The 12011-nt window shown below is 67.7% G+C and carries 8 protein-coding genes; 5 read left to right on the top strand and 3 right to left on the bottom strand.

From position 1 onward, the window contains the following. Window positions 1-156: 156 nt before the first annotated feature. The 5 genes from MUB46_RS16415 (at window position 157) to MUB46_RS16395 (ending at window position 6037) form a co-directional block, all read left to right on the top strand. A complete protein-coding gene (locus MUB46_RS16415; RefSeq protein WP_261617009.1) occupies window positions 157-2829 on the top strand; it encodes an AsmA family protein in 2673 nt (890 codons plus the stop codon). Between the two features lie 138 nt (window positions 2830-2967). Then, a complete protein-coding gene (locus MUB46_RS16410; RefSeq protein ID WP_261617008.1) occupies window positions 2968-3750 on the top strand; it encodes an enoyl-CoA hydratase/isomerase family protein in 783 nt (260 codons plus the stop codon). A gap of 85 nt (window positions 3751-3835) precedes the next feature. Beyond that, window positions 3836-5020, top strand: a complete 1185-nt coding sequence (locus MUB46_RS16405; RefSeq protein WP_261617007.1) for a CaiB/BaiF CoA transferase family protein — start codon at window positions 3836-3838, stop codon at window positions 5018-5020. Window positions 5021-5035: 15 nt separating this feature from the next. Continuing rightward, window positions 5036-5467: a GlcG/HbpS family heme-binding protein gene (locus MUB46_RS16400; RefSeq protein WP_261617006.1), complete on the top strand. Its 432-nt coding sequence runs from the start codon at window positions 5036-5038 to the stop codon at window positions 5465-5467. A 105-nt stretch (window positions 5468-5572) separates the two neighbouring features. Beyond that, window positions 5573-6037, top strand: coding sequence for a c-type cytochrome (locus MUB46_RS16395; protein WP_261617005.1), 465 nt, complete (start codon window positions 5573-5575; stop codon window positions 6035-6037). Here MUB46_RS16395 and MUB46_RS16390 read toward each other — a convergent pair. The 3 genes from MUB46_RS16390 to MUB46_RS16380 all read right to left on the bottom strand — a co-directional run bounded on the left by MUB46_RS16390 (window position 6034) and on the right by MUB46_RS16380 (window position 11843). Then, on the bottom strand, window positions 6034-9168 hold the full coding sequence (locus MUB46_RS16390) for an efflux RND transporter permease subunit (RefSeq protein ID WP_261617004.1): 3135 nt from the start codon (window positions 9166-9168) through the stop codon (window positions 6034-6036). The genes MUB46_RS16395 and MUB46_RS16390 overlap by 4 nt on opposite strands. Further along, window positions 9169-10272: an efflux RND transporter periplasmic adaptor subunit gene (locus tag MUB46_RS16385; protein WP_261617003.1), complete on the bottom strand. Its 1104-nt coding sequence runs from the start codon at window positions 10270-10272 to the stop codon at window positions 9169-9171. A 119-nt stretch (window positions 10273-10391) separates the two neighbouring features. Next, a complete protein-coding gene (locus MUB46_RS16380; RefSeq protein WP_261617002.1) occupies window positions 10392-11843 on the bottom strand; it encodes a hypothetical protein in 1452 nt (483 codons plus the stop codon). Window positions 11844-12011: the final 168 nt, after the last annotated feature.

Here is a 12011-nt window from a genome sequence, read left to right as displayed (position 1 = left end):
TTCGCAAGGCGCGCGGATAGGCCGTGAGCGCGCCACGATTACGTGGTCCAATGGGCATCCTCGATTCGAAACGGCAAAGTACTGATGCAGGCTTCGCAAAGACATAGATCCGATCGCCGGTCGGGAGCGCGCACGTTCGCACGGATCGTCTCCGGGGTGATCGGCCTCGTCCTGCTGCTGGCCATTGTCGCGTTTCTCTTCGGCACGGTCGGGCTCTTCGCGCCGCTGCGCGCGGCTGCGATCGAAAAGCTGCTGTCGGCAAGCCTCGGCGCGCCTGTCACGATCGAGGGCCCCGTGACCTTCGACTGGGGTTCGACCCTCGTCGTCTCCGGTTCGAAGATCCGCGTCGAACGGCCGGAGGGGGCCCCTGCCGGCGAAGTCGACACGATCGCGAAAGGCGCGATCGGGCTCGGCCTCGATGCGCTGCTGGGCGGCACGCTCAACCTCAGGGCGCTGCGGCTGCACGGCGTTTCGCTCGCTCGCAACAGCACCCTGGTCGGTTTCGATCCGGACGCTCCATCGGACGTCAGCATCTCCGATCGCTGGTTCGGCCTGGTGCCCGGTGCGGTGCGGCTCGCCAAGACGGCCGACATCGCCGTCTCGGATGTCAGCTACCACTACCTAAACCCCGTGTCGGGCTGGGACTTCGACATCGCCCTTGCGACCTTCGCGACCGCCAGGGGCGAACCGGGGACGCCGTCCACCATCACGGCTTCGGGCACGGTCAACGGCGCGCCCGTCAAGGCCGATGTCGAAGTCCGGCCGCTCGTTGCCGGGAACCGGTCGCTGGGCGATGGGTTCACCCTTACCGTGACGGGGCCGGGCGGCAGCATCTCGATCCGCAGCATCGTTCCAGGCAACGTCACCGCATCGCTGCGCAAGACCGCCGTCAGCGCCGACGTCACCTCGATAGGCGACCTGCTCGATACGTTGAAGATCGCCCGGACCGTGGAAGGAACCGCCACGCTTGCCGGCAGTATCGACACCAGCGCCGGCGTGTCGGCCCTGCGTGACCTGAAAGCGACGCTGGCACTTGCCGACGGACCGACCTTCGAAGCACGCGGCACGATCGACAACCTCGAGGAGCGAAAGGGCTTCGACGTGATCGTCGAAGCCGAATGGCCGCAAGACGCCACCGGCGGCGTCGATGAGGCCGGCCTGCTCAGCTTCGAAGTCCACGCCATCACGGGGCGGTTGACGGGCGATCTCTCGGCGCTGGCAATGCAGGACGGGTGGATCACCACCAACCTCTTCGCCGACGCGATTCCACGCCTCGGTCCGATCAGCGCAGGCGCCATCCGCCGCGACAAGGCGGGCCGGCTTTCGGTCGAGGGCCTGCATGTGCTTGCCGGCCCCGCCGACGCACCGACATTCGACCTGTCCGGCCGGATCGGCGACCTGCTGCAGCTCGCCGATTTCAACCTGTCCGGCGACATCGCCATTCCGACCGCCGAGTTGCTCGGCATCGCGGCGGCCGACCCGGCGGCGCTCGGCAAGCTGACCGGCGCCTTCGCGGTATCCGACGCGAGCGGGGCGGCCGGCGTCGACCGGCTGACCGCGAGCCTCGCCGGCTCCAGCCTCGCCACCGCCAGCCTCGAGCTCAGCGCCGACCAGAGCCGGCCGACACAGACGGGACGGTTCGCGCTGACGCTCGACGTGCCGGATTACGTGCCGCTTGCCAAGGCGATCGGCCTGTCGCCGGAGGCCGTCGGCGCGATCGCCTTCAAGGGCCAGATCGCCCTGAGCGATGACAGCGGCGACATCGACGGCAACCTGCACTTCGGCAAGACCGCGCTGACCGGCGACCTTTCCGTCAAACCGGAAGACGGGCGCCCGCTCATCGGCGGCGACATCTCGACACCGACCCTGCATGTCGCCGATGTCTGGCGGCTGGTGGGGATCGGGACGGCGTTCCAGCAGCTGCGCAAGGACAATAAGGCGCACACGGAGCCGGCGGGCGGCCCGGACAATACACCCGCGAATACTCCGGGGAATACCCCGGCGACTGGCGCCACCGGCGCCCGACCGCGCTTCGACGTCGCCGTCAACGCGGGCAAGATCCAGGGTGCCAGCGGCGACGCGGTCAGCAGTGTGTCGGGCCGGCTGCTCTATGACGAGGGTCTGGTGACGGCGAAGTCGTTCGCGCTTCGCTTCGACGACGGCCATTTCGGCTTCGACGGCCATATGAAGGTGCGCGAGCCCAGCCGGCCGTTCAGCGCGACCGGACGGATAGACGGGTGGCCGGTCGGCAAGGCCCTGCAGGAACTCGAGATCGACCTGCCGATCGAGGGCCTCCTGGAGGCGGCGTTCGACGTGTCGTCTTCCGGCTCATCCGTGCAAACGGCAATCCGGGAGGCCAGGGGCGGCGTCACGATCCGGCTCGCCGACGGGACCATCGCCAATCGGCTGATCGACCTGTCGGGGCTGGTGCTGCCGTCCTGGCTGTTCGCGCCCTCGGCAAAGACGGGCATGTCACGCATCGATTGCTTCTCGGCCAAGGTCGACTTCAATCCCGGCCTGGCGACGCTGAAGTCGGGAGTCATCGAAACCGACGACGTCATCGTCACGGCGACCGGCCCGATCGACTTCAAGGACGACACGATCGACATTGAAGCGAAACCCAGGGCCCGCGTCGACAACCTGATCCCGATCGTCTCGCCATTCGCGATCCGCGGTCCGCTGTCGGCACCGAAAGTGGTGATCGAGGGCGGCGGGGTCGCGGGGCGGGCCATCGCCGAGACGCTGGCCCTCCCGCTGAATACGCTCGGCACCCTGCTCGGCGTCGACAGGGCCGACCCGAAATCGCATTCTTCCTCCGGCGCATGCTGAGCGGACGCCTTTCGGTGTCAAACCCACGGCAAAGGTGAATCTACCCGTTGCCAGGGTGCTTTCCAGCACGGTTCTGATATGCACCAATAGTCGGCATGTTCTGGTCACGCAGCGGGTGAATTTCGAAGAATGAGTACAATGGCAACAGACGAGCTTCTCTACGAGGTCCGCGGCACCACGGGCTGGGTCACGCTGAATAGGCCTCAGGCGCGCAACGCCCTGACCTTCGCCATGTACGAGGGGCTGGCGGAGATCTGCTCGTCGATTCCCGACGACGGCTCGGTCAAGTCGATCGTCGTAATCGGCGCCGGCGAGAAGGCGTTTGCGGCGGGCACCGACATGCGCCAGTTCCGCGATTTCTCCAGCGAGCAGGACGCCCTCGACTACGAGCACCGCATGAGCCGGGTCTTCCACCAGATAGAGACCTGCCCGGTCCCGACCGTCGCGGCGATCTCGGGCGCGTGCACCGGCGGCGGCGCCGGCATCGCGGCGGCCTGCGACCTGCGGATCGCCACCGCCGACATGAAGTTCGGCTTTCCGATCGCCCGCACGCTCGGCAACACGCTGTCTATCGACAACCTGTCGCGCATGGCCGCGCTGATCGGCATCGGCCGGGTCAAGGAGGCGATCTTCACCGCCAAGCTGATCGGCGCCGAGGACGCGCTAGCGATCGGCCTCGTCACAGAGGTGGTGTCGGACTACTCCGCCCTGCTCGCGCGCGTCGACGAACTGACCGCGCAACTTGCCGGCCACGCGCCGCTTACGATGCGTACGATCAAGGAGGGGCTGCGGCGCCTGCGCGTCCTCGGCGCCGAGGCGGAAGACAAGGACCTGATCGTCGAGGCCTATATGAGCGAGGACTTCCGCGAAGGCATGGAGGCGTTCCTGGCCAAGCGCAAGCCGGACTGGAAGGGCCGCTGACATGGGCGCCGATACTGCAGGTGGCGCCGCTACTGCAGGGGGCGCGACCGCTGATGGGGATGGATCGAGGGGACCGCTCGAGGGCGTGCGCGTCGTCGAACTCAGCCACATCATGGCGGGGCCGACCTGCGGCCTGATGCTCGCCGACATGGGCGCCGACGTCATCAAGGTCGAGCGGCCCGCCGGCGACGACACCCGCCGCTTCATCCCGCCCGATGTCAACGGCGAGAGCGCCGCCTTCATGATGATGAACCGCAACAAGCGGGGCATCGCGCTCGACCTCAAGCATCCCGGCGCGGCCGACGCGCTGCGCCGCCTCATCAAGGACGCCGACATCCTGATCGAGAACTACCGGCTCGGCACGATGGAGAAGCTGGGCCTGGGATACGAAACCCTGCGCAAGGACAATCCGGGCCTCGTGTACTGCTCGCTGTCGGGGTTCGGTCGCACCGGCCCATACGCGACACGGGGCGGCTTCGACCTGATCGCGCAAGGCATGTCGGGGCTGATGTCGATCACAGGCGAAGGACCGGGCCGGCCGCCGGTCAAGGTCGCGGCCCCGATCACCGACATCACCGCCGGCATCATCGGGGCGATGGGCTGCCTGGCGGCCTATGTCCGCCGGCTCAAGACCGGCGAGGGCCAGGTGGTCGATTCCTCGCTGCTGGAGGCGGGTATCACCCAGACCTACTGGCAGTCGGCGATTGCGCTTGCGACCGGCGTGAGCCCGATGCCAATCGGATCGGCGCACCCGTTGAGCGCGCCCTATCAGGCCTTCGAGACCGCGGACGGCTGGATCAATATCGGCGCGGCCAACCAGGCGAACTGGCAGCGGCTGCTCAAGGTTCTCGACGCCGATGAACTCGGCGAGGACCCGCGCTTCGCCACCAACGGCGACCGCATGATGAACCTGCCGGCGCTGGTGGACGTGCTGACGCCGCATTTCAAGACCCGCACCAGCGCGGACTGGCTCGCCCGCTTCGAGGAGGTCGGGCTGCCGGGCGGCCCTGTGTTGGACATTCTCGAGATGCAGGCCGATCCGCACGTCAACGCCCGCGACATGATCGTCGAACTGGACCACCCGAAGGCCGGCAAGACCAAGGCGATCGGCCTTCCGGTGAAATTCTCCGACACACCCGGCGGCATCCGCCGGCCGGCGCCGCTGTTCGGCCAGCACACGCGCGAGGTGCTCGCCGAGGCGGGCCTGAACGACGATGAAATTGAACGGCTCGTCGCCGACGGCGCGGCGATCGCCGCGGATACCGAGTAGACAGGGGGAGACACCATGCCGAACGTAACGCTTGAGGCTGCCCGCACGATTGTCGCGGCGGCCTTCGACAAGAGCCGCGAACTCGGGCTCAAGCCCCTGACCGTCGCGGTGCTCGATTCCGCCGGCGCGCTGAAGGTGCTGGAGCGGACGGACGGCGCCAGTCTGATGCGTCCGGAGATCGCCATCGGCAAGGCGCACGGCGCGATCGCGCTCGGGATGGGCAGCCGGGCGATCTTCCAGCGTGCACAGGAGCAGCCCTATTTCATCCAGGCCATGAACGCGCTGGCCAAGGGATCGCTCGTGCCGGTGCCCGGCGGCGTGCTGATCCGGGATTCGGGCGGCGCGCTGATGGGTGCGGTCGGGATCACCGGCGACACCTCCGACAACGACGAGGCCTGCGCGGTCGCCGGCATCGAGGCGGCGGGACTGACGGCCGAGACCGGCTGACTTCGCTCCGCGTTTCTGGCGGCCTGTCGCTGCGCTATACTTCCCGCCGGTCCAACGAGACTAATCGGGCTCCAGGCGAGAATGGGCGTGCGACTGATAGCGGCTTTGGCGGTCCTCCTCCTCGGCGGCGGCGCCTACTTCCTGTTCCTGGCGAACCGCGATAACGGATCGACCTCACCGGTGCGTCCCGACGATCCGCAACTGGTCGCGACGGGGCGGATGCTCTACGCCAGGGACTGCGCCGGCTGCCATGGCGCCGGCGGCGAAGGCCAGCCCGGCTGGGAACGCGCCACCCAGGAAAACCCGCTCGCCCCGCCGCACAACGGTACCGGCCATACCTGGGAGCATCCCGACGGGGCGCTGTTCGACCTGACCAAGACGGGGCTGTCGACGGTCGCCTGCCGCACACTCGACAGCGAGGCGATGCCGCAGTTCGGGGAGACCCTGAGCGACGCGCAGATCATCGCGGTGCTCTCCTACATCAAGACACTGTGGCCCGACCACATCCGCGCGCAGAACCGCGCTATCAACGCGATCTATGCCGATCAGGCCCCCCTGTCCGCGAACTAGTCGGCCGCCTCGGGCGCCGGCGGTGCGGACTTGCGGTTGATGCGCTCGCGCGCCGACTGGAAGGCGACGTAGAGCACGGGGATGAAGACGACGCCGAGGATGGTGGCCATCAGCATGCCGCCGAACACGGTCATGCCGACCGATACCCGCGCCGCCGCCCCGGCCCCGCTCGCCAGCACCAACGGCGCCACGCCGAGAATGAAGGAGATCGCGGTCATCAGCACCGCGCGGAAGCGCAGAGAGGCCGCCTCCTCGGCCGCCTCGACGATGGGCCGGCCCTCCTCGCGCCGCTGCTTGGCGAACTCGACGATCAGGATGGCGTTCTTCGCCGCCAGCCCGATCAGCAGCACAAGCCCGACCTGCGCGTAGATGTTGAGCGGGATATCGGTCAGCAGCAGCAGGCCGACCGCGCCGAACAGGGCGAAGCCGACCGACAGCATGACGGGGAAGGGAATCGTCCAGCTCTCGTACTGGGCGACCAGGAACAGATAGGCGAAGATAATCGACAACACGAAGACCACGGAGCCGGCGGCGGCGGCCTTGATCTCCTCGAGCGCCATGCCGGTCCACTCGTAGGTGTAGCCGGGCGGCAGGCCGGTCGCCGCCAGCCGCTCCATCGCCGCGATGGCATCGCCCGAGGCATAGCCCGGCGCGGCGTCGCCGTTGATGACCGCCGAGCGGTAAAGGTTGTAGCGCTGGATGTTCTCCGGCCCGAGGATCGGCTCGACCCGGGCGAGCGCGCGAAGCGGGATCATCGTGCCGTCGTTGGCGCGCACATAGATCTTGCCAACGTCTTCGGGTGTCGTGCGGAACTGACCTTCCGCCTGCACGAAGACCCGGTAAACGCGGCCGAACTTGTTGAAGTCGTTGACGTAGTAGGACCCGAAGGTGGCGCCCAGCACCTGGAAGATGGTCGAGACGTCGACACCCTTCGACTTCGCCTGCTGCCGGTCGATATCGATGTAGAGCTGCGGCACGTTGGCGCGATAGGACGTGAACACCCCGGTCAGCACCGGGTCGGAATTGGCGGCGACGATCATGCCGCCGAGCGCGGTCGACAGCTCGGCCGGCGACCGGCCCTCGGTATCCTGCAGCACGAACTCGAAGCCGCCGGTGGCACCGAGACCCGGGATCGGCGGCGGATTGAAGGGGATAGCCGTCGCCCCGGGAATGGCGAGCAGCTTCGGCCCCAGCGATGCCATGATGTGCCCCAGGCCAAGCTCGGGCTCGGTGCGGTCGTTCCACGGCTCCAGCACCGCGATCACCAGGCCGCCATTGGGCACCACCGCGCCCGACAGCACGGAATAGCCGCCGACCGAAATGACGCTCTGGACGCCCGGCGTCTCCATGATCATCGACTCGATCTCGCGCAGCACGGTTTCGGTGCGCGGCAGGGCGGCACCGTCGGGCAGGCGCACGTCGACGAAGAAGGCGCCGCGATCCTCCGCCGGCAGGAAGCCGGTCGGCAGGCGGTCGAGCAGAAAACCGGCGGCGGCCAGCACCGCGAGGAAGGCGACGAGCGATACCGCCATCAGCCGCAACAGCCGCCGGACGATCGCCATGTAGCCCGCGCGGGTCTTGTCGAGACCGGCCTCGAACCAGCCGAGCGGGCCGCGCCGGGTCTTCGGCGGCGGCCGCAAGAGCAGCGCGCACAGCGCCGGCGACAAGGTGAGCGCGTTGACCGAGGAAATAGCCACCGAGACGGCGATGGTGACGGCGAACTGCTCGAACATGCGGCCCGTCAGGCCCGGCGCGAAGGCGGTCGGCACGAAGACGGCAAGCAGCACCAGCGTGGTGGCGATGACCGGCGCGGTCACTTCCTGCATGGCCACACGCGTGGCCGAACGGGAATCGAGCCCGTCGGCCATGTGGCGCTGGACGTTCTCGACCACGACGATGGCATCGTCCACCACGACGCCGATCGCCAGGATCAGGCCGAACAGGCTGATCGTGTTGATGGTGAAGCCGAGCGCCAGAAGCACGGCGAAGGTGCCGATCAGCGAGACCGGGATGGCGATCGCCGGCACCAATGTCGAGCGCCAGTCCTGCAGGAACAGGAAGACGACGAGAATCACCAGTACCAGCGCCTGGAACAGCGTGATGACGACCTCGCGCATCGACGTCTTGACGTAGAGCGTGGTGTCGTAGGTCACGTCGTAGGCGAGATCCTCGGGGAACCTCTGCGACAGCGTGTCCATCGCCGCGCGGATGCCGTCGGCGACGTCGAGGGCGTTGGCGTCGGGAAGCTGATAGACGGCGAGCAGCGCGGCGGGCTTGGCATCGAGGCGGCCGAACCAGCCGTAGGACGCGGAGCCGAGCTCGACGCGGGCGACGTCGGCGAGCTTGATCGTCGAGCCGTCGGGCCGGGCGCGGATGATCAAGTTGGAAAACTCGGATACGTCGGTGAGGCGGCCCTTGGCCTGTAGCGGATATTGGAACTGCTGGCCGGCCGGCACCGGCTCCTGGCCGATGGCGCCTGCGGAAACCTGGACGTTCTGGTCTCGGATCGCCGCGATCACGTCGGAGGGCGTGAGCTGCAGGCTGGTCAGCCGGTCCGGATTGAGCCAGATGCGCATGCCGTAGTCGCGCGCACCGAGGATGTCGACCTTGGCGACGCCGGGCACGCGAGCGAGCCGGTCGCGGATGTTGATGGAGGTGTAGTTCGACAGGAACAGGTCGTCATAGGTGTCGTTCGGCGAGGTGACGGAAACGACCATCAGCATGTTGGTCGACTGCTTCTTCACCGAGACGCCCTGCCGGTTCACCTCCTCGGGCAGTTTCGGGGTCGCCAGCGACACCCGGTTCTGCACGTTGATCTGGGCGAGATCGCCGTCGGTGCCGACCTCGAAGGTCACGGCCAGCGAATAGGACCCGTCGTTGGCGCTCTTCGACGACATGTAGATCATGCCCTCGACGCCGTTGACCTCGGCCTCGATGACCGCGGCCACCGTCTCCTCCACCACCTGGGCGGTGGCGCCAGGATAGGTGGCGGTCACCTGCACCTGCGGCGGGGTCAGTTCCGGATACTCGGCGACGGGCAGCACGGCCATCGACAGAAGGCCGGCCAGCACGATAACGATGGCGATGACGAAGGCGAACTTCGGCCGGTCGATGAAGAAGGCGCTGAGCATCTACTGGCTCGCCTCGCCTTGCGGGACGGCGGTGACGGTGGCGCCGGGGCGGACCTTCTGGATGCCCTCGACGATGATCTGCTCGCCGACCTCCAGGCCGCTGGCGACCACGGCCTCGGTCTTCAGGCGCTCGCCGAGGGTGACCGGCCGCTGCTCCACCTTGCTGTCGGCGTCGACGACGAGGACGAAATAGCCGGCCTGGTTCTGCTGGATCGCGGCCTGCGGCACGACGATCTCCTGCGTCGGTTCCGAGCTCACCAGGACGACGGTGACGAACTGGCCCGGCAGCAGCACGCCGTCGGGATTGTCGAAGACGGCGCGAAAGGGAATCGTGCCGGTCGCCGCGTCGACCTCGGTTCCGAAGAAGTCGATCTTGCCATCGTGATCGAAGACCGTGCCGTCGACGAGGCGGATCTGCGGCTTGTAGGCCGTGGTGTTGCCCGCCTGATAGGCCTTCAGATACTCGAGATAGTCGCGTTCGGTCACCGAGAAGGTGACGTAGACCGGATCGGTGGCGACCACGGTCGCCAGAACGCCGGAATCGGGGCCGACGAGATTGCCGGTGTCGACACTCGAGCGGCTGATGCGGCCCGATATCGGGGTGGCGATCCGGGTGTATCCGAGATTGAGGTTGGCCTGCTCCAGCTCGGCCTTGGCGGCGGCGAGATCGGCGCGGGCGCGCCCCGCGGCAGCGCGGGCCTCGTCGAGCGATGCCTCGCTGGCCGTGCCGGTGGTCGCCAGCCTCTCGTAGCGGGCAAGCTGAGCCTCGGCCTGCTCGATGGTGGCCTCGACGCCCTTGACCCGCGCCTCGGCCGCGTCGCGCGCCGCATCGTATTCCGACGGGTCGATGACATAGAGCACGTCGCCCTCGGCGACGCGATGGCCTTCCTCGAAGGTCCTTTCGGTAAGGAAGCCGCGGACGCGCGCCCTGAGATCGACCGTATGGAAGGCCCCGGTCTGGCCGATGAACTCGGCGGACGACGACACGGCCTTCGTCGTCACCGGCACCACCACCACCGCGGGCGGAGGCGCGTCGCCTTGCTGTGCGGCGGCCGGCGCGACGAGCCCCAGGACTGAGGCACCCAGCGCCGCCAGGGCGATCAATCCGCGACGCCGAGCACACGCACCCGACCGGCTGCCGATATACAATGGCGCCTCCCACCAAGATTTCGATTTCGGCTAAGTTTCGTCTCTTATGCGAGTCGGGTCCAGCAAAAAGGGCCCTATCCGCCCGTCACGGGCGATGCCAGCAGCCACAGGCCGAACAGCGTGTAGGCGACCATCACGAGCGCCAGCGGGGCCTGGCTGATGACGGCGGCGCGATAGTCCGCGATCGCCCGGCAGGCGAGTTCGTGCGCCAGCAGGATCCCGAGCACATGGCCCACGACGATGCCGGCGGTCTGGGCATTCCAGATGACGCGCACGCCGTCATGGGTGTTCAGAAAGGACGTGGTGACCATGGACTCGTCGTAGCCGAGCAGGTTCATGCCCGCGTCGAACGGATCGGACGCGGCGGCCAGGGCATATTGCAGATCGATCAGCACCGCCGTCAGGTAGTGCGAGAAATGAAAGCCGAGCGCGATCGGCATGATCGAGAAAACCAGCGTGCCGAAGAGCGCGACGAGCGAGCCGGGCCGCCCGGCGAGCAACCAGCCAAGCGCCGTGGCAGTCATATAGACCGAGACGAGAACGACCCAGGACAGCAGCAAGCCGTAGGTGTTGATCCACACCACCGCCGAGCGGCCGGGGAATTCCAGCGGGTTGATGCCGTTGATGCCAAGCCACCAGAAGGTCTCCGACAGACCGTCGAAGGACTCCAGCGTCAGCGTCAGCAGCAGGAAGACGACGCCGCTCAGGGGCAGCGGCTCGCGGCCGAGCAGGGCCGCGCCGGGCATCGCCAGCGACAGCCGCATCCGCCCCTCATCGGCGGGCTCCCCCTCGGCGGGTTCCCAGACGAGCGGCGACAGGCGGGCGATGAAGCGGAAGAACACCGAGAACGGCTCCGCGCGGCCGAACCAGGCCTCGTCCCCGAACAGCAGCGCAGCGAGGAAGTTGACGAACCAGTAGAGCGAGACCGCCGTGGCGAGGCGTTCGGGGTCGGCCGGGGCTATGTTGACCTTCTCGAACCAGGCGAAGGCGAGGAACTGGACGATCGCCAGCGCGTAGCCGAGCCGCGGCGGAAGCGCGAACGGGTGTCCGGCTGTGCGTCCGGCGCCGCGCCCGCCGAACAAGCGCCGCACGAGGTGCAACGGGCCGCTCCACGGGTTGAGGTAGACCCACAGGTTGCCGACGATCGCGGTCAGAATCGTGAAGACGATCCACCAAAGCGTCCAGATCGCCAGCGGCAACGGGTTTTCGAGGGGGTCGCGGGTACCAAAGAACCCGGCGAACACCAGAACGACCAGAAAGACGAAGGCGAGAAGGCTGGTGGCGACCGGGCTCGGCGGCCGGAGTGCCAGCAGCGTGAGCCGCGCATCGGCCAGCCGGTCGGAAATGCCCTTGGGGATGAAAGCGAGCAACAGGAACGTCGCCGCGACCGCGATCGCGCCGGCGGTCATGTAATAGCCGGTCGGCAGCAACAGGACGAAGGCACGCTCGCTGGTATGCGCGAAGGCCGGCGCGGCCGGACCGATCACACCCAGGATGGCCAGGACCGTCCCCGCCGCTCGTCCCATCCGCACGGTCTTCCCCCCGCTCGCTCTATCGTCTTTCAACGCTATCATTCGCACGCGAACCGTCGCAATCGGTTGCGCGTCGATGCGACGATACGGCGGCGCGCGGCATGCGTTTGATATCCACGGGCGCGACTTCTATCGTTCGCGTCGACATACGTAGCGGGCACA

Source organism: Microbaculum marinisediminis, from assembly GCF_025397915.1.
GTDB lineage: Bacteria > Pseudomonadota > Alphaproteobacteria > Rhizobiales > Tepidamorphaceae > Microbaculum > Microbaculum marinisediminis.
The sequence above is the reverse complement of the archived record's forward strand: the minus strand, read 5'-3'. Positions and strand labels throughout refer to the sequence as shown.

Coding starts and splice junctions, on each gene's coding strand:
- MUB46_RS16400 (WP_261617006.1), top strand. CDS start 5,036: ATGCCGAACGTAACGCTTGAGGCTGCCCGCACGATTGTCGCGGCGGCC.
- MUB46_RS16390 (WP_261617004.1), bottom strand. CDS start 9,168: ATGCTCAGCGCCTTCTTCATCGACCGGCCGAAGTTCGCCTTCGTCATC.
- MUB46_RS16380 (WP_261617002.1), bottom strand. CDS start 11,843: ATGGGACGAGCGGCGGGGACGGTCCTGGCCATCCTGGGTGTGATCGGT.
- MUB46_RS16410 (WP_261617008.1), top strand. CDS start 2,968: ATGGCAACAGACGAGCTTCTCTACGAGGTCCGCGGCACCACGGGCTGG.